The 20,212-nt window shown below is 64.5% G+C and carries 17 protein-coding genes; 8 read left to right on the top strand and 9 right to left on the bottom strand.

Annotation, left to right across the window (positions count from 1 at the left end):
• Positions 1-82: 82 nt before the first annotated feature.
• Together Q0O97_RS09605 and Q0O97_RS09600 are read left to right on the top strand one after the other, a co-directional pair.
• Entirely contained in the window at positions 83-472 is a 390-nt protein-coding gene (locus Q0O97_RS09605) for an ATP-binding protein (protein ID WP_294928008.1), read from the top strand.
• Between the two features lie 156 nt (positions 473-628).
• Positions 629-1,603, top strand: a complete 975-nt coding sequence (locus Q0O97_RS09600; protein WP_294927996.1) for a contractile injection system protein, VgrG/Pvc8 family — start codon at positions 629-631, stop codon at positions 1,601-1,603.
• A 233-nt stretch (positions 1,604-1,836) separates the two neighbouring features.
• Here Q0O97_RS09600 and Q0O97_RS09595 read toward each other — a convergent pair whose 3' ends face one another.
• From Q0O97_RS09595 to Q0O97_RS09580, 4 genes are all read right to left on the bottom strand, one after another.
• On the bottom strand, positions 1,837-2,880 hold the full coding sequence (locus Q0O97_RS09595; RefSeq protein WP_294927993.1) for a methionine synthase: 1,044 nt from the start codon (positions 2,878-2,880) through the stop codon (positions 1,837-1,839).
• A 22-nt stretch (positions 2,881-2,902) separates the two neighbouring features.
• Positions 2,903-3,979, bottom strand: coding sequence for a DUF1852 domain-containing protein (locus tag Q0O97_RS09590; protein ID WP_294927990.1), 1,077 nt, complete (start codon positions 3,977-3,979; stop codon positions 2,903-2,905).
• 55 nt (positions 3,980-4,034) lie between these two features.
• The gene (locus Q0O97_RS09585; RefSeq protein WP_294927987.1) at positions 4,035-4,907 is read right to left on the bottom strand and encodes a LysR family transcriptional regulator; all 873 of its coding nucleotides are present in this window, start codon (positions 4,905-4,907) and stop codon (positions 4,035-4,037) included.
• 81 nt (positions 4,908-4,988) lie between these two features.
• Complete coding sequence (locus tag Q0O97_RS09580) at positions 4,989-6,386, bottom strand: short-chain fatty acyl-CoA regulator family protein (RefSeq protein ID WP_294927985.1); 1,398 nt, start codon at positions 6,384-6,386, stop codon at positions 4,989-4,991.
• Between the two features lie 118 nt (positions 6,387-6,504).
• Between Q0O97_RS09580 and Q0O97_RS09575 the strand changes: the two genes are divergently transcribed.
• The 6 genes from Q0O97_RS09575 to Q0O97_RS09550 all read left to right on the top strand — a co-directional run bounded on the left by Q0O97_RS09575 (position 6,505) and on the right by Q0O97_RS09550 (position 14,204).
• Entirely contained in the window at positions 6,505-6,894 is a 390-nt protein-coding gene (locus tag Q0O97_RS09575) for an acyl-CoA thioesterase (protein ID WP_294927982.1), read from the top strand.
• Complete coding sequence (locus tag Q0O97_RS09570) at positions 6,891-8,402, top strand: MmgE/PrpD family protein (protein ID WP_294927980.1); 1,512 nt, start codon at positions 6,891-6,893, stop codon at positions 8,400-8,402. The genes Q0O97_RS09575 and Q0O97_RS09570 overlap by 4 nt, the downstream gene beginning before the upstream one ends.
• A complete protein-coding gene (gene prpC, locus Q0O97_RS09565) occupies positions 8,399-9,571 on the top strand; it encodes a 2-methylcitrate synthase (protein ID WP_294927977.1) in 1,173 nt (390 codons plus the stop codon). The genes Q0O97_RS09570 and prpC overlap by 4 nt, the downstream gene beginning before the upstream one ends.
• A gap of 637 nt (positions 9,572-10,208) precedes the next feature.
• A complete protein-coding gene (locus Q0O97_RS09560; protein ID WP_294927974.1) occupies positions 10,209-11,123 on the top strand; it encodes a LysR substrate-binding domain-containing protein in 915 nt (304 codons plus the stop codon).
• 69 nt (positions 11,124-11,192) lie between these two features.
• Positions 11,193-12,743 (top strand): FAD-dependent oxidoreductase, encoded by a 1,551-nt coding sequence (locus tag Q0O97_RS09555; protein WP_294927972.1) that lies wholly within the window; start codon positions 11,193-11,195, stop codon positions 12,741-12,743.
• A gap of 42 nt (positions 12,744-12,785) precedes the next feature.
• Positions 12,786-14,204, top strand: a complete 1,419-nt coding sequence (locus tag Q0O97_RS09550) for an FAD-binding oxidoreductase (RefSeq protein ID WP_294927969.1) — start codon at positions 12,786-12,788, stop codon at positions 14,202-14,204.
• A 3-nt stretch (positions 14,205-14,207) separates the two neighbouring features.
• Here Q0O97_RS09550 and Q0O97_RS09545 read toward each other — a convergent pair whose 3' ends face one another.
• The 5 genes from Q0O97_RS09545 to Q0O97_RS09525 are packed head-to-tail and all read right to left on the bottom strand — an operon-like array spanning position 14,208 to position 20,181.
• Positions 14,208-15,125 (bottom strand): NAD(P)-dependent oxidoreductase, encoded by a 918-nt coding sequence (locus Q0O97_RS09545; protein WP_294927966.1) that lies wholly within the window; start codon positions 15,123-15,125, stop codon positions 14,208-14,210.
• Between the two features lie 2 nt (positions 15,126-15,127).
• Positions 15,128-16,756 carry an ABC transporter ATP-binding protein gene (locus Q0O97_RS09540; protein ID WP_294927963.1) on the bottom strand — a complete coding sequence of 543 codons (1,629 nt, stop codon included), beginning with the start codon at positions 16,754-16,756 and terminating at the stop codon, positions 15,128-15,130.
• Between the two features lie 4 nt (positions 16,757-16,760).
• The gene (locus Q0O97_RS09535) at positions 16,761-17,612 is read right to left on the bottom strand and encodes an ABC transporter permease (RefSeq protein ID WP_294927960.1); all 852 of its coding nucleotides are present in this window, start codon (positions 17,610-17,612) and stop codon (positions 16,761-16,763) included.
• Positions 17,612-18,628, bottom strand: coding sequence for an ABC transporter permease (locus Q0O97_RS09530; protein ID WP_294927957.1), 1,017 nt, complete (start codon positions 18,626-18,628; stop codon positions 17,612-17,614). Before Q0O97_RS09530 ends, Q0O97_RS09535 begins: the two co-directional genes overlap by 1 nt.
• Positions 18,628-20,181 (bottom strand): ABC transporter substrate-binding protein, encoded by a 1,554-nt coding sequence (locus Q0O97_RS09525; protein WP_294927955.1) that lies wholly within the window; start codon positions 20,179-20,181, stop codon positions 18,628-18,630. Before Q0O97_RS09525 ends, Q0O97_RS09530 begins: the two co-directional genes overlap by 1 nt.
• Positions 20,182-20,212: the final 31 nt, after the last annotated feature.

The following is a 20,212-nucleotide window of genomic DNA, read 5'->3' as shown; positions in this document are numbered from 1 at the left end:
GGCCGGTCAGCAGCGAGGCCAGGAACAGCGCCGCCACCAGAAGCGACAGCCCGGCACAGGAAAGAGTTGAGTTGCCTCCTGTATCGCCACGGCGGCCATTCGCGCGGGGCACAAGACCCGATACTTCAAGGTGTCCAACCTGCTCTACAGCCTGCCCATGACTCTGGAGGATGGGGTTTATCTGCGCGAGCGCGAGAAGCTGGCGAAGTTCAAGCTGCTGATCCTGGATGATTTCGGGAAGGTCGCGATGAGCGAGGGGGAGAAATCGATCCTGTTCGACATTATTGAGGACCTGGCCGGAACGCTGTCCACCATCATCGTCGGGCAGCGTCCTTATAACGACTGGCATTCGTTCATCGACAATCCCGTTATTGCCAACGCCGTGCTCGACCGCATGTCGCGGGATCGCCACCATATCAAGCTGCGCGGCGCGTCCCTCTGCCGCCGCGAAGCCAGCTTCGACGATCTGTAACCGCAGCACTCGATCGTTCAGTGCCGAATCTTCGCGCGAGCAGGTGCTGAAGGATCACGCGACCGGGTGCGGAACCTTAGCGCATCCGGGTGCCGAAAAGCGCAAGGGCACGCACCCAGCCCGCCCAACCGCAGACCATCCGCCTGTGGGACTGACATGACCCCGGATTTCAAGATCATCGCCGCAGGCGTCAACATCACGCCGCAGATCAAGGACCGGCTGCTGTCCCTGACCATTACGGATGAGGCAGGCATCAAGGCCGACACCGTGGAAATCACCCTGGATGACCGCGACGGGCTGATCGAACTGCCCGCGCCCGGCGCGCCGATGCTGGTCTTTCTCGGCTATCGCGAAACCGGCCTGATCCCGATGGGCCTGTTTACCTCTGACGAAGTGACCGTCACGTCACCCCCGGCCACGCTGACGATCCGGGCGAAAGCCGCCGATCTGGGCGGCGGCATCAAGGATCAGAAGACCCGCAGTTGGGACAATATGACCATCGGCGATATCACCGCCACCATCGCCGATGAACACGGACTGGAACCGAAGGTGGCCGAGCGGTTCAAGTCCGTCCTGATCGACCATATCGACCAGACCGAGGAAAGCGATATCGGCTTTCTCGACCGCATGGGCCGCGACCACGACGCCCTGGTCAGCGTCAAGGGCGGCGCGCTTCTGTTCATGGGCAAGGGCGAGGGCCGCAGCGCCAGCGGGTTGCCGATCCCGCCCCGCCCGGTCCTTCAGCGCGACACCACCGCCTGGACCCTGACCCTGACGACGCGCGAGGCCTGCCGTTCGGTCGTCGCCCTCTGGCAGGATACGGATGCGGCCCGGCGGCAAGAGGTCACGGCGGGCGAAGGATCGCCCACCCTGCGGCTGCGCCACATCCACCAGACCGAGGCCGAGGCCAGCGCGGCAGCCACCGCCAAGCTGGACGAGTTCACCCGAGGCAGCGACACCTTCGAGGCCACCTTCCCCGGCGACCCGCTGATTGCCGCCGAGACCCGCATCCTGGCGGCCGGCTTCCGCGCCGGAGTGAACGGGTTATGGTCGATCACAACCGCCACCCACACCCTGGACGGCAGCGGCTTCACAACCTCGATTTCAGCCGAGCGACCGGCGGCCAACTAGGCGCGGTTCATTCCAACAGATCGCGGTCCGCATTCCAAAAAAGCGTCGTGCCGTCCACCGGACAGCAGCATGATATCGGAAAATCGCTCCTGCAGCAGGGTGACCATGCGGGCCATCCTATCATCGCGATCAATTCGGCCACGCCAAAGCAGGTTCTGCACGCCGGCGCGCAAGGCGCGGGTTCAGGTCTGCGCGGATCGCAGAGATTCCGGGCAGGAAACAGTGTGCGTGACTTACTCCGCCGCCAGGGACGCCGAAAGTTCCTGCCGGATGATTTCCGCGCCTGCGCCGAGCGCCTTGAGCTTGCCGCGTGCAACATCGCGGGAAAGCGGCGCCATGCCGCAATTGGTGCAGGGGTAAAGCTTGTCCGCATCCACGAATTGCAGCGCCTTGCGCAGGGTCTCGGCCACTTCCTCCGGGGTTTCGATGATGTTGGTCGCCACGTCGATTGCCCCGATCATCACCTTCTTTCCGCGCAAAAGTTCGATCAACTCCATCGGAACATGCGAATTGTGGCATTCCAGGGAAACCAGGTCGATATTGGACGCCTGAAGCTTCGGGAAAATCCTTTCATACTGGCGCCATTCCGAACCAAGGGTTTTCTTCCAATCGGTATTGGCCTTGATGCCATAGCCGTAGCAGATGTGAACCGCCGTTTCGCACTTCAGGCCCTCGATGGCCTTTTCCAGCGCGGCAATGCCCCAATCGTTCACCTCGTCAAAGAACACGTTGAAAGCGGGTTCGTCGAACTGGATGATATCGACGCCGGCGGCCTCAAGCTCGCGGGCTTCCTGGTTGAGGATCGCGGCGAATTCCCAGGCGAGTTTTTCGCGGCTACGGTAATGGGCATCATGGAGCGTGTCGATCATCGTCATCGGGCCGGGCAAAGCCCATTTGATCGGTCGCTTCGTCTGTGTGCGCAGAAACCGGGCGTCCTCGACGAACACCGGCGTTTCACGGGACACGGCGCCGACGACCGAAGGCACGCTCGCATCATAGCGATTACGGATCTTCACGGTCTCGCGCTTCTCGAAATCGACGCCGTTCAGATGTTCGATGAAGGTCGTGACGAAATGCTGGCGGGTCTGTTCGCCGTCGCTGACGATGTCGATGCCCGCATGCTCCTGTTCGGCCAGGGTTATGCGGAGCGCATCCTGCTTGGCCTCGATCAGTTCGGTGCCCTGGAGTTTCCAGGGCGACCAGAGCTTTTCAGGCTCGGCAAGCCAGGAGGGTTTGGGAAGGCTGCCAGCGGTCGATGTGGGAAGCAATTTGGTCATGGGACGGTGCCTTATGTGTCGTTCAAGCCGCGTATCGCGTGGACCATTCATTCAGAATGGCGCGATAGGGCTTGATGAAATGGTCTTCGGCAAATCTGCCTTGCTGGACGGCCAAGCGGTTGCGTTCTTCCCGGTCGTAGATGATCCGGGTCAGTGAATGATCCGGTTGTTGCAGGCTGGGCCGATAGATTTCGCCCGCGGTGGAATTGGCATTGTAGATCTCGGGGCGATAGATTTTCTGGAAGGTCTCCATCGTCGCGATGGTGCCGATCAGTTCAAGGTTGGTATAGTCGTTGAGCAGATCGCCGAAGAAATGGAATGCCAATGGCGCCGCGCTGTTCGGGGGCATGAAATAGCGAACCTGCATGCCCATCTTCCTGAAATATTGCTCGGTCAGCGAGGTTTCGTTCGGCAAATATTCAGCACCCAGGACAGGGTGGTGGTTTGCCGTCCGCCGATAGACCTTGTTGTGCGAGACGCTGAGGCAGATCACCGGCAATTTGCGGAAATGCGCCTTGTATGTATCCGAGGACACGAAGCTCTGGAAGAGCCTGCCGTGCAGATCGCCGAAGTCGTCCGGGATGCTGAAACCGGCGCGATCCTTGTTATGTTCGGGAAGCCGGATGCTGAAATCATAGTCGCGCACATAGGAAGAGAAGTTGTTCCCCACGATCCCTTCGATCCGCGCATCGGCCCTGCGGTCGAGGATCGTCGTCTTCAGGATCTCGATTGCCGGAAAGGCTTTTCCTGTGCCAGCGATATCCAGATCGACGGAAACGATGTCCAATTCGACGCTGTAGCGATCACCTTCGGGATTGTCCCATTGCGCGAGGGCGTTGAAGCGGTTGTCGATCATCCGCAACGCATTGCGCAGGTTTTGCTGTCGGCTCTCCCCCCTGGCCAGGTTCGCGAAATTGGTGGTCAGCCGCGTGCTGTCGGTGGGCGCGTAATCCTCGTCAAAGCGAAGGGTCTTGATCGTGAAGGTGAAATCTCTGGTCATTGTGATCTGCTCTCCTGGCTTCCAAGGCAAGGCCCGAGGCCGTTTCTTTCGTTCAGACGTGAATTCGCCGGCACTTGCTGTATGCCAGAGCATGAACATGATGAAAAATGATCTTATTTCAGCAAGCAATGACTCAGTGTCATGTCAAAAAGGCTCAGATCCTGACGTTTCTGGCCAGATCGATGAAACCGTCCAGATAGCTGGCGGATTGGCCCGTGCGGTGCCCCAGATGGATGGACTTTGCGATTCCCTTGCCAAGGCGCACACCCTTCACCCTATCCGCGTCGCGTAAAAGCCAGTCGGGGGTCGCACTGACGGCGCGGCCCGAGGCCACCAGCCGCAACATCAGATCGGTCGTTTCCACCGTGCGATGACGGCGCGGCAGGGCATGGGCCGGGACCAGAAATTGCGTATAGATATCCAGCCGCTCGCGGGAAATGGGATAGGTGATCAGCGTCTCGCCCGCCAGATCCTCGGGTTCGGCCCGCTGCTTTTGGGCCAGCGGATGGGTCTCGGCCACGGCCAGCACCAGTTCGTAATCAAAGACGGGCGTGTATTCCAGACCGGGACGCTCGATCGGATCGGGGGTGACAAGGATGTCGATCTCATGGTTCAGAAGCGCGGCCAGCCCGCCGAACTGAAAGGCCGTGGTCACATCCAGATCGACATCGGGCCATTGGGCCAGAAACGGGTCCACCACCCGCATCAGCCAGTCCTGGCAGGGGTGGCACTCCATCCCCACCCGGATCGCGCCGCGCCGCCCGCGCGCATAATCCTCAAGCACCGTCGCGCCATGTTCAAGCTGCGGCAGCACCCGCATCGCCAGCCCCAGCAGATACTCTCCGGTCAGCGTCAGGCGCAGCTTGTGCCCCTCGCGCTGCCAGAGCTTGACGCCGTGGCGTTCCTCGAACCGTCGGATCGCATGGCTGACCGCCGATTGCGTCAGGTGCAACTGATCGGCCGCCTGGGTCAGGCTGCCCGTCCGGTCGATCTCGCGCAGGATGGCCAGAGGTTGGATATCAATCATCGGGCATGACTCCTTGTCACATGCTTCCGGTTTAAATTCGTTATGGCATCATGAACAGGCCTGATCCCGGCAAGGTGTCGATCACCTGATCCTGTCAGCCATGCCTGCGGAATAAGGGGCGAATCTGGCCTCGGCTGGATCGACGGCCAGCGGGCGGCCCGCCATCGGAAAGGCGCGCTGCGGGCAGGCGGGGCGCTCGCAGACCTTGCAGCCGGGGCCGATCCGGGTCGCAAGCGCGGGGTTCTTCAGCTCCAGCCCGCGCGCATAGACCAGCCGGTCGGCATGGGCCAGGTCGCAGCCAAGCGCCACCGCGAAGGACTTGACCGGCGCGCCGAAGCCGCCCTGGCCGTGGCTGACCGTGCGTGCGATCCACAGGTAGCTGCGCCCGTCGGGCATCTGGGCGATCTGGCGGGTGATTTCTCCGGGCCGGGAAAACGCCTCGTAGACGTTCCACAAGGGACAGGTGCCGCCGATGCGCGAAAAGTGGAAATCCGTCGCCGATTGCCGTTTCGAGATGTTTCCGGCCCGGTCCACCCGGATGAAGAAGAACGGCACCCCGCGCGCATCCGGGCGTTGCAGGGTGGACAGGCGGTGGCAGGTGGTCTCGAACCCCACGCCGAAGCGGCGGGCGATCAGGTCGATGTCATAGGCGACGGACTCGGCCTCGCGCAGGAAGGCGGCATAGGGCAGCACCAGCGCCCCGGCGAAGTAATTGGCCAGCCCGATATGCAGCAGCGCCTGCGCGTCGGGGGCCAGCTTCGGGTCGCCGGCAAGGCGCGCGATGGCCTCGCCCTGTTCCAGAAAGGCGACCTGCGTGGCGATCTGGAAGGCCTGCTGGCCCTCGCTCAGATGCGGGGCCAGGTGCAGGATGCGCGCGCCAGCGTCGAAGCGGCGCAGGCTGGTGCCGTCCAGCGCGATGCGGATGCCGTGCCGCCCGGCCAGCCGGTCGATCAGCCCCGGCACCATATGGCCCGGCGGAAGGGCCGCGCCGATGGTCTCGGCCGGGGTTTCCAGTTCCGCGACATGGTTGCGCCGGTCATAGAACCAGTCGCGCACGGCCTCGAAGGCGGCAGGCGTGGCGGCAGTCTGCGGCTCGGTCAGGTGCCCCGCCAGCAGGTCGGCGCGCTCGGCGGTTTCGCGCAGCCTTGCCTGCATGGCGACGATGGTGCGCGCGATGCCGGGCATGTTCGCGGCCAATTCGCGCAGTTCCGCCGTCGCCGCCGGCGCGCCCTGGTCGGCCAGCGCCGCGCGCAGGTCGGTGATCAGCCGCGCTTCATCGGAATCCGAGAAAAGCTGCACGTCCAGCCCGAAAGCCCCGTTCAGCTTCAGCAGCACCGGCACCGTCAGCGGGCGCTGGTTCTGCTCGATCTGGTTGAGGTAGCTGGGGGAAATCCCCAACGTGCGCGCCAGCGCCGCCTGGGTCATGCCGCGTTCTTCGCGCAGGCGGCGCAGGCGGACGCCCATGAAAGCCTTACTCATCTTCGCAACCTTCGCAATTTGCAAGCCGATCCTTCACAAGATCACGCTTTTTCAGCAGTTTAACTAATTACCGGCTTGGCTGATAGCTACTTTTGCCAATTTTGCGAAGGATAGCCGGATGCCGCCCGAGACCCGCATGGTCGAGATGATCTTTCCTGACGCCGCGAACCATTACGGCACGCTGTTTGGTGGCAATGCGCTGTCGCTGATGGCCAAGGCGGCCTTCATCGCCGCAACGCGCCATGCGGGGTGCTCGGTGGTCATGGCCCGGTCGGAACGGGTGGATTTCACCACGCCGATCCGGGTGGGCGAACTTCTGGACCTGACCGCCCGCGTCACCCGGACCGGGCGCACCTCGATGACCGTCGAGGTGCTGGGCATCGCCGGTCCCACCAGCGGCGAGGCCGGACGCCGGGCGCTGTCCGGGCAATTCGAGATGGTGGCGGTGGATGCGGACGGACGCCCGCAGCCCGTCGCCCGCAACTCCAACCGAGGAACGATCCGATGATCACCCACGACCTGCGGACATACCGATCCGCCGAACACCTGCCGCGCGAAGACCAGCTTGCGTGGAAAATCGCCGAAGTGGCCGCCGACCCGGTGGCGGTGGAACCGGCAGTGACAGAGATGATCGTCAACCGGATCATCGACAATGCTGCCGTGGCGGTGGCCTCGGTGGCACGGCGGCCGGTGGCCTCGGCCCGCGCGCAGGCGCTGTGCCACCCGATGCGGCCCGGCGCGACGGTGTTCGGCACCGACGCCCGCGTCAGCCCGGAATGGGCGGCCTGGGCCAATGGCACGGCGGTGCGGGAACTGGACTTTCACGACACGTTTCTGGCCGCCGACTACAGCCACCCCGGTGACAACATCCCGCCGATCCTGGCCGTGGCGCAGCATGTCGGCACATCGGGCGCCGCCCTGATCCGGGGTATCGCGACGGGATACGAGATCCAGGTGAATCTCGTGCGCGGCATCTGCCTGCACGAACACAAGATCGACCATATCGCCCATCTGGGGCCATCGGCGGCGGCAGGCATCGGCACCTTGCTGGACCTGCCGGTCGAAACCATCTACCAGGCCGTCCAGCAGGCGCTGCATATCACCACCACCACCCGCCAGTCGCGCAAGGGCGAGATCTCAAGCTGGAAAGCCTTCGCCCCCGCCTTCGCCGGCAAGATGGCAATCGAGGCTGTGGACCGGGTGATGCGTGGCGAAGGCGCCCCCAGCCCGGCATGGGAGGGCGAGGACGGCTTCATCGCTTATATGCTGTCTGGCCCCAATGCCCGCTACCAGGTGCCGCTGCCCGGCAAGGGCGAGGCCAAGCGCGCCATCTTGGATACCTATACCAAGGAACATTCGGCGGAATATCAAAGCCAGGCGCTGATCGATCTTGCCCGCCGCCTCGGCCCGCAGATCGGCGACCTGTCCCAGATCGACAGCATCGTGATCCATACCAGCCACCACACCCATCATGTCATCGGCACCGGCGCGGGCGATCCGCAGAAGATGGACCCCAGGGCCAGCCGCGAGACGCTGGACCATTCCATCATGTATATCTTCGCGGTCGCGCTGGAGGACGGTGGCTGGCATCACGAACGCAGCTATGCCCCCGAGCGCGCCAACCGCCCCGAGACCGTGGCGCTGTGGCACAGGATCACCACGGTCGAAGACCCGGAATGGACCCGCCGCTACCACTCTCGCGACCCGAAGGAGAAGGCGTTCGGTGGCCGCGTCGTGGTGACGCTGAAGGATGGCCGCACCATCACCGACGAGTTGGCGCTGGCCGATGCGCATCCCGATGGGGCGCGGCCATTTGTTCGCGAGAACTATGTCAACAAGTTCCTGACGCTCTCGGACGGGATCATCACCACGGCGGAACAGCAACGCTTCCTGGATGCCGCGCAATCGCTGGCCACCCTGAAGCCCGGCGATCTCGGTGCGCTGACCTTCACCATCGGCGCGGATCGCCTCGGCGCGACCCGTCCGCACGGCATCTTCGACTGGGGGAGCAAATGACCGGCCCGATCAGGAAAACCAAGAAATCCGTCGCGCTTTCGGGCGTGGTCGCAGGCAATACCGCGCTGTGCAGCGTTGGCCAGACCGGCAACGACCTGTATTATCGCGGCTTTGATATCCTCGACCTGGCCGAGGCCTGCGATTACGAGGAAGTCGCGCATCTGCTGATCCACGGCAGCCTGCCGACGGCGACCGAACTGGCCGCCTACAAGGCGAAGCTGCGCGCCCTGCGGGGCCTGCCGCGCGCCGTGCGCGACACGCTGGAGGCCATTCCGGCGGCGGTGCATCCAATGGACGTGCTGCGGCTTGGCGTCAGTGCCTTGGGCTGCGTCCTGCCCGAGGCGACCGATCACAACATTCCCGGCGCGCGCGACATCGCCGACCGGCTCATCGCGGCGCAAGGCTCGATGCTGCTCTACTGGCATCATTACGCCCGGAATGGCCGCCGTATCGAGGTCGAGACCGAGGACGACAGCATCGCCGGGCATTTCCTGCACCTGCTGCATGGCCGTCCCGCCGGCGAAGCGGACGTGCGCGCCATGCATACGACGCTGAACCTCTATGCCGAGCATGAGTTCAACGCCTCGACCTTCACCGCGCGGATCATCGCCGGGACCGGGTCCGACATCTATTCGGCCATCGCAGGCGGCATCGGCGCGCTGCGCGGTCCCAGGCATGGCGGCGCCAACGAAGTCGCCTTCGAGATCCAGAAGCGCTATGCCACCCCGGACGAGGCCGAGGCCGACATCCGCGCCCGCGTGGCCGCGCGCGAAGTCATCATCGGCTTCGGCCATCCGGTCTATACCATCGCCGACCCGCGCAACGCGGTGATCAAGCGGGTGGCACGGCAGCTTTCGGATGCCGCAGGCTCTGCCCGGATGTTCGACATCGCCGAGCGGATCGAGACGGTGATGGCCGATGCGCGGTCGATGTTCGCCAATCTGGACTGGTATTCGGCGGTCTCCTATCACCTGTTGGGGGTGCCGACGCAGATGTTCACGCCGCTTTTCGTGATCTCGCGCAGCGCCGGGTGGTCGGCCCATGTGATCGAGCAGCGGCTGGACAACAAGATCATCCGCCCCTCGGCAAATTACATTGGCCCGGAAAGCCGCGATTTCCTGCCCATCGACAAGCGCGGCGCACCCGCCCGCACCCATGCAGCGGAGTGACGCCATGCCCTATCTGATCGCAAACGACCTTCCCGCGACCCCCGCCGGTGCCCGCTTCCGCGCCGCGCTGTCGCACCCCGGTATCCTGCGCCTGCCGGGTGCGCATAACGGGATGGCAGCACTTCAGGCACTGCCAGAAGGGGGAAGCGCCCGGATCGTCTGGGGGGCGCCGCCGTCACAAAGGGATCCTGTCGTTCCGCGACAGCGCCTGTTCGGCCTTGTCTTGCCATAGCCTTGCCTGTGTTCGGCGGGCGTGATCGACCGCCTGGGTAAGGTGTTGGTGGGCGCCGCCGGTCTGGCCGTCGGCCGCCAGCAGCCGCGCCTCGCCGATCGGGGCCGCGCAAGGAACTGGTTTTCGCCGGTCCGGGCAAGCCATTCGCTCAAAAATCCCGCCTGGCGCCTTGCACGGGCGAGGTCGCCTGCCGCGACCAGTTCCTCGACCAAACCTGTGCCGTGGACCTTGACGGCGGACAGGTGTGGCCTGCATTTGCCGCTGGTGGACATATGCTCGCGAGAGCTGATATTCCTCGATCATCTTGCGAACCATGAACCCGCCTCTGTTCATTTCGGGCATTGCGAAGTGCTTGCGTGGTGGCCATGTCTTTCGCCCGGCAGGTCAGCTTACGGGAGCTTCTGGATGCGTTGGAGGCAATTGCAGGCATTTCGCGAGACGATGGCCGCGGGCACGATGAGCGGCGCCGCCGAAATCATGGGCATCTCGCAACCCGCCGTCAGCCGGCATGTCGAGGCGCTGGAAGCGTCATTGGGCATTGCGCTTTTCGACCGCAAGTCCGGGCGGTTGGTGCCGACTGCCGAAGGGCGGACATTTTACGAGGAAGTCAGCACCGCCTTCAAAAGCTACGAAAGGCTATCGGCTGCCGCGAGCGACATCAAATACGGACGGAAAGGCCGGTTGCATATCGCCTGCCTGCCCGCCCTGGGGTTGGGGTTCATGCCGGGGGTGATCGCGGAATTCGCGCGCCTGCGTCCCGATGTTCAGGTGCATCTTGATCTGCTGCTGACGAGTTCGGTCGAGGGGCGGGTCTCTTCTCAGCAGATCGACATCGGCGTGGCCGAATTCATCCCCGACAGCTTCGGGGCGGAACGTGAGACGCTGCTTCGAACCCCCTATCTGATGGCCTTGCCCGAGGGTCACGCGCTGGTGGCGAAACAGGTGCTGACGCCTGCCGACCTCGACGCCGTTCCCTTTGTGGGTTTCGGGCAAGGCACGCTGGCCCGCCGCCATATCGAGAGCGCCTTCGCCGATGCCGGGGCGCAGTTGAAAATCGTCTGCGATACGCAATATGCGGCGGGCATTTGCCAGCTTGTCAGGGGCGGCGTCGGCGTCGGCATGGTGGACGCCTTCACGGCGCACGACTTTCAGGGGCGGGGTGTCCTGTTCCGGTGTTTCGAACCGCAGCTCATGTTTCATGTCGCCGTCGTCTATCCCAAGTTCCGCCCGTTATCGCGCTCGGCATCCGCCTTCCTGAAGGTTCTGCGCAACCGCAGCAAGGGCTTTCGCAACGAGGTGCAGGGCATCTGCGAGGTATAACCCAAAGACATACGGGCAAAATCTTTGGTCCGGTTGACGCAGGGCCGTGTGTCGGCAACGGTCGTTCGCATGATGAAAACACAAGCATCCAGATTGCATGAGGTCGATGGGCAGGTTTTCGATGTCGTCGTCATAGGCGGCGGGATCATCGGCGCTTCGACCGCGCGCGAGGCCGCGCGGGAAGGCTACTCCGTCCTGCTGGCCGAGAAATCGGACTTCGCCACCGGCGCGTCCAGCCGTTCCAGCAGGTTGTTGCATTGCGGCCTGCGTTATTTCGAAACGCCGAAACCTTTTCGCACCTTTGCGGCCCATCCCGCCCGGCTGTTCACGGCGGTGCGGATGGCACGGCAGGCGATGCGGTGCCGCCACGAATTCGTCAAGACGGCGCCCCAGCGGGTCACGCCGATCGAGATGATGTTTCCCATCTATCGCAACAGCCATTATCTGCCCTGGCAGGTCGATCTGGGTTTCCGGGTCTTGCAAAACCTCGCGCCTCGCGACGTTCCGTTGAACTATCGCCGACTGACCCGGGATGAGGCGCTGGCGCATCCCATGGGCGCGAGGCTGTCGAATAAGGAAACCCTGCACTCGGCGGCGATCTTCACGGAATACCAGTTCGTCTGGCCCGAGCGGATTTGCGTCGATGCGGTGCTGGACGCCGAAGAAATGGGCGCGGTGGCGCTGAACCATACCGAGGCCGTTCTGGCAGATGCCGAAGGAGAGATCCGCAGCGTGGCCCTGCGCCACAAGGACGGCGGCAGCGCCACGGTCGGGGCGCGGCGGGTTCTGGTCATGGCGGGCGCGTGGATCGACAGGGTGCTGAAGCAGGCGCATCCTGACATGCCGCGCAAGATCCTCGGCACCAAGGGGGCACATATCGTTGTCAAACTGCCCGACGACCTGCGCGGCAAGGGGGTCGCGACCGTCAATGGTATGGAAGAGCCGTTCTACTGCATTCCGCAAGGCGATCTGCATTATATCGGCCCCACGGAAACCGTTTACGAGGGCGACCCGGATATGATCCGCTGCGACGGCGACGATATCCGCTTCATCCTGAGCGAAGCCGCCAAGCTTTTTCCCGGCTTTGGCCTCGATCATGCCGATATCATCCGCACATGGGCGGGTGTTCGGCCGCTCACCTATGACGAAAGCCAGCCCAAGGGCGCGCGCTCGCGCGAGTTGCATGACCTGTCCGGCGACGGGTTGCCGGGCGTCTTCGCCATGACCGCCGGTCCGATCATGACCCATCGCGATGCGGGCCGCGAGGTCGCCGCGCGGCTGCGCAAGGATATCGCGCCCTCGCGTCCGGCGCATGACCCGCTTTACCGCGTGCGCCTGCCGGTGCCCGATCCCGCGACGCCGCGCGTGATCGAGGCGGAAAGCGGCTATCACCTTGAAGACGTGCGCCGCGCCGTGACCGGGGAACATGCCGCCAGCCTTGCGGATGTTCTCTATCGCCGCGCGGGGTTGGGCTGGCGGCATTTCCTGACGCGCGAGGAGCTGGAGCCGGTGGCCGCCATCCTTGCCGAAGAACTGGGTTGGGGCGCCGAACGGCGCGAGGCCGAGATCACGGGCTTCATTGACGAGAACGCGCGTCTTTTCGGCGTGCCCGGCATATAGAAAGTGAACCTGCCTTTGCGCAATCACGAGAACGGGCAGACGATGTCGTCGGACACGGCTTTTCAACATTACACCGCTGCTTTCGCGGGGCTGATCGGGGCGCGCCATGTCCTGACCTCGGCCGAGGCGCTGGCGCCTTACCTGTCCGAAGAACGCGGTCTTTATCCCGTCAAGGCGCCTTGCGTGCTGCGCCCCGGCTCGACGGATGAGGTTGCGGCGGTGCTGGCGTGCTGCAATGCGCATGGGATCGCGGTCGTTCCGCGCGGCGGCAATACGGGCATGGTCGGCGGCACGGCTGCACCCGAGGGGCATGTGCTGCTGTCGCTGGACCGGCTGGCAGGCGCGCCGCAGGTGGACAGCGTGAATGCCACCATGACCGTCGATGCCGGTTGCACGCTGCAATCGGCGCAAGAGGCCGCGCGCGAGGCGGGGCTTTACCTGCCGCTGTCGCTGGCCTCGGAAGGCTCGGCCCAGATCGGCGGGGTGCTGGCGACCAATGCCGGGGGCGTCAACGTGCTGCGCTATGGCAATGCGCGCGATTTCTGCCTGGGGATCGAGGCGGCTCTGGCCGATGGCCGGGTGCTGAGCGACCTGAACGCCTTGCGCAAGAACAATACGGGCTATGATCTCAGGAACCTGCTGATCGGCTCGGAGGGCACGCTCGGGGTAATCACCCGCGCCGTGCTGCGCCTGCACCCCATGCCGCGCAGCCGCCAGACCGCTTTCATGGGGCTGGCCTCGGCAGGGCGGGCGTTGGAGCTCTACAACCGGATGCGCGGGCTTTTCGGCGACCAGATCAGCGCCTTCGAGTTCATCTCGGCCCCCGCATGGGCGATGCTGGCCCCCCATCTGCATGGACGCGCCGCGCCCTTGGCCGAAGGTCATCGGGCCTATGTGTTGATGGATCTGGCCAGCGTCGGCGACGATCCGGGGCTTGAAGAGCGCTTTCAGAACAGCCTTGCCGCCGCCTTCGACGAAGGGTTGATCGAGGACGCCACGCTTGCCGCGAACGAGACGCAGCGCGCCGCCCTGTGGGATCTGCGCGAGCGTCTGCCCGAAGCGCAGAAACACGCCGGGGCCGATATCAAGCACGACATATCCGTGCCGGTTTCGGCCCTGGCCGATTTCATCGCCGAGGGCCAGGCCGCCGCCGAGGCCGTCCTGCCCGGCATCGTCGGCGCGCCGTTCGGCCATTTCGGCGATGGGAACCTGCATTTCAACTTTGCCCCGCCGCCCGGCATGAACCGGAGCGATTTCCGCGCCCGCGCCCCCGAGGTGACGCAGGCCGTGGTCGGGGTCTGCCTGCGTCATCGCGGCTCGTTTTCGGCGGAACACGGGATAGGCCGCGCCAAGACCGGCGAGATGGCGCGCTACAAGAACCCCGTCGCGCTTGACGTGATGCGCGCGATCAAGCGCGCGCTGGACCCGAAGGGCATCCTCAACCCCGGCGCGGTGCTTTGACGCCTAGCGGCCTTCGGTCTCTTGCACCATTGCGATGGCGGCGCGCATCAGGCGCTGCGTGGCCTCGCGGGTCTTGAAGCCCGCGTGGGTGGTCAGCGTCAGATTGGGCACCGACAGCAGCGGATCGTCAGGGGGCAGAGGCTCGGTATCAAAGACATCCAGCGCCGCATGACGCAGGTGCCCCGTCCCGAGCGCATGGATCAGCGCGGCGGTATCGACAAGGCCCGCCCGCGCCGTATTCACCAGAATTGCGCCGGGCCGCATCCGGGCGATCCGCCCGGCCGACAGGAAACCGCGTGTCTGCGGGTTGAGCGACAGGTGCAGGGAAACGAAATCGCTTGCCGCCAGCAGATCGTCCAGTTCCGCCGCGCAATCGGCCCATTCCCGCGGCAAGGCCGAGCGGTTCCAGATGGCCAGCTCCATGCCCAATGCGCGCGCCATGCCCGCCAGGCTGCGCCCAATGCCGCCGAAGCCGATCAGCCCCAGGCGGCGCCCGCCCAGTTCCAATCCTTCAAGCGGCTCCCAGTGGCCCGCACGCAATGCCCGGTCCATTCCCGCCACCTGCCGGGATGCGGCAAACAGCAGCGCCAGCGCATGTTCGGCCACGGCCCGGTCGCCGTATTCGGTGATCCTGTCGACGGCGATACCGGCCTTTGCGCAATATTGCATGTCGATATAGCTGGCCGGGCCGCTGCCCAGAAACAGGATGCGTTTCAGATGCGGCAGTTGGGACAGAAACCCGGCAGGCATCATGGTGTGACCGTTCCACAGCCAGTTCGCATCCTTGCAGTAATCGACCAGATCCGACGCGGGCATATCGCCGACATGGACCTTCATCCGCGTTTCGTGATCCGGCCATTCCTGCCGCAACATCTCGTGCATCAGATCGGAACAATCCACATAGGCGATGGCGGGGTGCATGGTCAGGCTCCGATCAGGTCGGCAAGGTTGTGGTGTGCGGCCAGCAGGCTGCGGGTGTAATCGGTCGCGGGGTTGGTGAAGACATCCTCGGTCGGGCCGATTTCCAGCAGCTTGCCGTGATACATCACCGCGATACGGTCGCAGACGTGACGCGCCACATCCAGATCGTGGGTGATGAAGATCATCGACAGGCCCATCTCGGTCTGAATGTCCGTCAGCAGGTTCAGCACCCCCGCGCGCACGGAAACGTCAAGCTTCGATACCGCTTCGTCGGCGACGATCACCTTGGGGTTCAGCGCGATGGCGCGGGCGATGGCGACGCGCTGCAACTGCCCGCCCGACATTTCATGCGCGTAGCGTTCGGCGTGAAGCGCCTGCAACTCGACCCGTTCCAGCAGCGCGGTAATGCGTCCGGGGATCTGCGATGCGGGAACGTCCGCGGCCACCAGCGCCTCGCGCAGCGAGCCGCCGATGGTCTTGCGCGGGTTGAAGCTGCCGCCGGGATCCTGAAAGATCATCTGCATCTCGCGCCGGAAACCGCGCAAGCGGCGTTCGGGCAGGTGGGTGATGTCGCGCCCGCGATAGGTGATCGAACCCTCGGCGGGGTCGTAAAGCCGCAGCAGGGTGCGGCCCAACGTGGTCTTGCCCGAACCGGATTCGCCCAGGATGCCCAGTATCTCGCCCGGCATCACGTCGAAGCTCACGCCGTCTATCGCCCTGAACAGCCCGCGCTTGCCCGGTCCCCGAAAGGTGATGCTCAGATCGCGCACCTTGTAGAGCGGCGGCTCATCCGCGCGCGCCTCCAGCAGCGCGCGATGGGCCGCGCTTGCCTTGGGGCGGCCCTTGACCCCGGCAAGTTCCAGCGCGGTATCGATCAGGCGACGGGTATAGGGGTGCCGCGGGCTGCGAAAGACCTGCTCGGTCGGACCGATCTCGACCATCTCGCCGGCGTTCATCACCGCGATGCGATGGCAGAAGGACGCGGCGACCGGCATGTCGTGGGTCACGAAGATCACGCTGGCATCAAGCTTGCGCCGCATGTCCAGGAACAGGTCCAGCACCTGCTTTTCGATGATCTTGTCCAGATTGGTCGTCGGCTCGTCCGCCACGATCAGCCGGGGTTGCAGCGATGCGACCAGCGCGATCAGCGCGCGCTGCAACATGCCGCCGCTAAGCTGGTGGGGATAGAGGGAAACGGTCTCGTCCGCGCGCCTGACGCCGACCTCGTTCAGAAGGCGGACGGTTTCGTCGCGAAAGCCCTCGGTCCGGCCGGTGCGGCGCAGGGCATGTTCAAAGTGCCAGCCGATGGTCTTGCAGGGGTTGAAGCTGCCCACCGGATCCTGAAACACCATCGCCATGCTGACGCCGCGCAATTCGTCGAAGTCGCGGTCCGGCATGGATTGCAGGTCGCTGCCCTCGAAATCCATCCGTTCGGCGGTGACGGTGGCGGTCTGCGGCAAAAGCCGCAGCAGCGCCAGCCCGGTCATGGTCTTGCCCGAGCCGGATTCGCCGATGATGCCCAGTATCTCGCCCCGGCTCAGGGTGACGTCCACGCCCTTGAGAACTTCGGTCCGCCCCTCTCCCTTGCCGAATGAGACGCGCAACTGCTTGAGATCGACCAGATCGCCCATGATGTCAGTTCCTTTCGCGCAGGCGCGGGTCGGTCAGGTCGCGCAACCCGTCGCCCAGCAGGTTGATCCCCAGAAGGGCCACGGAAATCGCCAGCCCGCTCATCGTCAGGACCCAGGGCGCGCGGCTGAAATATTCGCGCCCGTCCGACATGATCCCGCCAAGGGACGGTGTCGGCGGCTGGACCCCCAGCCCGATGAAGGACAGCCCCGCCTCGAGGATGATGGCGAAGGCCATCCCCGCCGAAGCCTGCACCAGAAGCGGCGCCGAGATATTGGGCAGGATCTGCGTCAGCATGATCGCGACCGGGCGCCGCCCCATCAGCCGCGCGGCCTGCACGAAGGGCTCGTCGCGCACCAGCAGCGTCGAGTTCCGCGCGATGCGGGCGAAGATCGGCAGATAGACCAGCGCGATGGCGAAGATGATGTTCGAGGTCGAGAACCCGAACATCACCATCAGCAGAAGCGCCAGAATGAAGCTGGGAAAGGCGAACAGCAGATCGGCGAAGCGCATCAGGATCACGTCGGTCCAGCCGCCGTGATAGGCCGCCGCCAGCCCCATGCCGCCGCCGACCACCGTGGCCAGGGCGATCGCCAGAAAGCTGATCGTCAGCGAAACCTGTCCGCCGTTCAGCACGCGCACCAGGACGTCGCGCCCGAAGCTGTCCGTGCCCAGCGGGTGGGCCATGCTGGGCGGCGACAGCGTGGCCATGAAATCCATGTCCTCGGGACCGTAGGGCAGGATCAGGGGGCCGACGATCACGGCCAGAAGCACGCAGGTGCAGATGACCAGCCCGGCCAGTGCCGTGCGGTGATGCAGGAAACGCCGTGCAAGGCTGTTGCGGTGGAAAAGGCTCATCAGCGCGACCTCCGCGGGTCCAGGAAGCTGCAAAGCGCGTCGGTCAGCGTGTTGACCAGCACGACGATGGCAAGGAAGGTGACCGTGCAGGCCAGCAGCACCGGCAGGTCGCGCAGGAACGCGCCATCGACCATGAAGGAACCCATGCCCGGAATGCCGAAGATACGCTCGACCACCACCACGCCGCCAAGGATATAGCGGATCTGCAACCCGATGATGGTAAGATAGGGGATCAGCGCGTTGCGAAAGATGAAATGGACGAAGACGAAGCGTGGTTTCAGCCCGAAGGACCGCGCCGCCGTCACATAGGGCCGGGTCATCGTTTCCAGCAGAACCGCGCGCAGGGTGCGCGAGAACACCGCCGCCATCGGCGCGGCGATGGCCAAGGCGGGCAGGAACCCGGCATGAAGCGCACCGGGCAGGTCCACGAAGGGCGAGACATAGCCATAGGTCGGAAACCAGCCCAGAGACAGGCCGAAGAAGAAGATCAGCACATAGCTGAGCCAGAAATCCGGCATCGAGATCCCCAGGACCGAGATCGAGGTGGCCACCGTGTCGCCGGTCTTGCCGCGATGGCGCGCGGCATAGATGCCCAGAACCAGCGATATGGCGATGGCCAGCACCAGCGCATAGGCGCCCAGAAACAACGTGGTCGGCAGCTTGCTGGCCATCAGGGACGAAATCTGCTGGCCGCTGGCAATGGAAAGCGACACGCCGAAATCGCCCCTTAGGGCATTGCCCAGCCAGGCCAGGTATTGCACCAGGACCGGCTGGTCCAGCCCGTGCCGGCGCTCGAAGGCGGCGACCGCCTCGGGGGTGGCCTGTTCGCCCAGAACCGACAGCGCGGCCGAGCCGGGCGCAGCCTGTATCGTCAGGAATACGACCAGCGAACCAACCAGCAACAGCACCAGTGCGCTGAGAAGTTTGCCCCCCAGCAGCATGAGGCGACGGTATCCCGCCCGCTCGCGCGCGGGCAGGCTGCGGCTTCCCCCCGAAACGGGATCGCTTTGCGACATCAGCCGATGCTCACTTTCATGAACTGATCGCCGAAATTCGCATAGGGCTTTTGCGTGAAGCCCTGCACATTCGCCGCAAGCAGGTTGTGGATGTTCGAGGTAAAGCACGGAATGACCGGCATATCCTCGATCGCCTTCGCCTCGACCTCGTGATAGAGGGCGGCGCGCTTTTGCGGGTCCAGCTCGGCGCGGGCCTGTTCCAGCAGGGCATCGACCTCGGGGTTCGAATATTTGCCCATGTTGCGCCAGCCATCCGTATGCAGGATGTCGCCGACATATTCATCGGGGTCGATGAAGCCCAGCCAGCCCCAGACACCGGCCACGAAATCGCCCGTGGTCTGGCGGGCGAAGGCGGCGTTGGAATCGGTGACGCCGACCGTGAACCGCGTGCCCAGCACCTGGTTGACCTGCGCCACGAATATCTCGGCGTAGCGCTTCCACCAGCCGCCGCCCCAGGTGATGACCTCGACGGGATGTTCGTCCGCCGCGTATCGCGACCTGGCCAGTTCGGCCTTCGCGGCCTCGGGGTCGAAACTGGTCACCGAGTTTTCGCCGGGGGTGTAGTAATCGCCCAGCAGCGGTGGGAAGAAGCCGTGCAGCGGCGCGCCTTCGCCGAAAAGCACGGTCTGCACCATCGCCTCGCGCTGAAAGGCCATCGAGACGGCGCGACGGAAATGCACGTCGTCGAAGGGCGGCTTCTGAAGATTGATCGAGATGAACCGGACGTTCAGCCCCGGTTGCCGCAGCACCTGCACATTGCCGTTGTTCATCAGGTCCGGCACGTCCGAGGTGGGAATGGTCGAGGTCATATGAATCTGCCCGCCCAGAAGGGCCGTCACGCCCGACGCCTCTTCGACGATCAGCGGAACCTCGACGGTCTTGAGCGCGGGGGCACCCTCGAAATAATCCTCGAAAGCTTCCAGTTTCAGCCCGGTGCCGGTGTCCCAGGACGTCAGCTTGTAGGGACCCGTGCCGACGGGGTTGCGGCTGTAGCCGTCGGGGCCAAGCTGTTCGTAGGCGGATTTCGACAGGATCTGCGTGCCGGTGCGGGCATTGGTCAGGAAGGTCAGCAGCGGCGCGAAGGGGCCGGTCGCATGGATGACCAGATTCAACTCGTCGATCACCTCGACATGATCGACCACCGCGACCTTCGATGCGTTCGGCGAGGCAAGCTCTTCGTCCAGCAGGCGTTCGAGCGAGAATTTCACATCCTCGGACGTCAGGGGCGAACCGTCATGGAAGGTGACGCCCTCGCGCAGCCTGACCTCGATCGAGCCGTTGTCGCGCAATTCGTAGCTTTCGGCCAGGTCGGGGACGATCTGCATCTGATCGTCGAATTTCAGCAGCCCGTTGTAGATGGCCCAGATGACATAGAATTCGGGCACCAGAGAGGCACGCGCGGGGTCCAGCGTGTTCAGCACGCCATAGCCGGTGATCGCCGCGCGCAGCGCCGTGCCTTGCGCAAGGGCGGCGCGGGATGAAATGCCCAGCCCCGCAAGGCCGAACAGGGCGCCGGTCCCGGCCATCAGGCTGCGGCGGCTGAGAGTCGTCATGCTTTTCATTTTCGATGCTTCCCTGTCAGTC

It is taken from the genome of uncultured Paracoccus sp., from assembly GCF_945915435.1.
GTDB lineage: Bacteria > Pseudomonadota > Alphaproteobacteria > Rhodobacterales > Rhodobacteraceae > Paracoccus.
This window is presented reverse-complemented; position numbering and strand designations above follow the sequence as displayed.

Bases quoted from the DNA above. Each gene is read 5' to 3' on its own strand.
- Q0O97_RS09575 (WP_294927982.1), top strand. From the start codon at position 6,505: ATGCCGCCCGAGACCCGCATGGTCGAGATGATCTTTCCTGACGCCGCG.
- Q0O97_RS09550 (WP_294927969.1), top strand. From the start codon at position 12,786: ATGTCGTCGGACACGGCTTTTCAACATTACACCGCTGCTTTCGCGGGG.
- Q0O97_RS09555 (WP_294927972.1), top strand. From the start codon at position 11,193: ATGATGAAAACACAAGCATCCAGATTGCATGAGGTCGATGGGCAGGTT.
- Q0O97_RS09545 (WP_294927966.1), bottom strand. From the start codon at position 15,125: ATGCACCCCGCCATCGCCTATGTGGATTGTTCCGATCTGATGCACGAG.
- Q0O97_RS09600 (WP_294927996.1), top strand. From the start codon at position 629: ATGACCCCGGATTTCAAGATCATCGCCGCAGGCGTCAACATCACGCCG.
- Q0O97_RS09560 (WP_294927974.1), top strand. From the start codon at position 10,209: ATGCGTTGGAGGCAATTGCAGGCATTTCGCGAGACGATGGCCGCGGGC.
- Q0O97_RS09525 (WP_294927955.1), bottom strand. From the start codon at position 20,181: ATGACGACTCTCAGCCGCCGCAGCCTGATGGCCGGGACCGGCGCCCTG.
- Q0O97_RS09530 (WP_294927957.1), bottom strand. From the start codon at position 18,628: ATGTCGCAAAGCGATCCCGTTTCGGGGGGAAGCCGCAGCCTGCCCGCG.
- Q0O97_RS09595 (WP_294927993.1), bottom strand. From the start codon at position 2,880: ATGACCAAATTGCTTCCCACATCGACCGCTGGCAGCCTTCCCAAACCC.
- Q0O97_RS09570 (WP_294927980.1), top strand. From the start codon at position 6,891: ATGATCACCCACGACCTGCGGACATACCGATCCGCCGAACACCTGCCG.
- Q0O97_RS09540 (WP_294927963.1), bottom strand. From the start codon at position 16,756: ATGGGCGATCTGGTCGATCTCAAGCAGTTGCGCGTCTCATTCGGCAAG.
- Q0O97_RS09585 (WP_294927987.1), bottom strand. From the start codon at position 4,907: ATGATTGATATCCAACCTCTGGCCATCCTGCGCGAGATCGACCGGACG.
- Q0O97_RS09580 (WP_294927985.1), bottom strand. From the start codon at position 6,386: ATGAGTAAGGCTTTCATGGGCGTCCGCCTGCGCCGCCTGCGCGAAGAA.
- Q0O97_RS09535 (WP_294927960.1), bottom strand. From the start codon at position 17,612: ATGAGCCTTTTCCACCGCAACAGCCTTGCACGGCGTTTCCTGCATCAC.
- prpC (WP_294927977.1), top strand. From the start codon at position 8,399: ATGACCGGCCCGATCAGGAAAACCAAGAAATCCGTCGCGCTTTCGGGC.
- Q0O97_RS09590 (WP_294927990.1), bottom strand. From the start codon at position 3,979: ATGTTCATGCTCTGGCATACAGCAAGTGCCGGCGAATTCACGTCTGAA.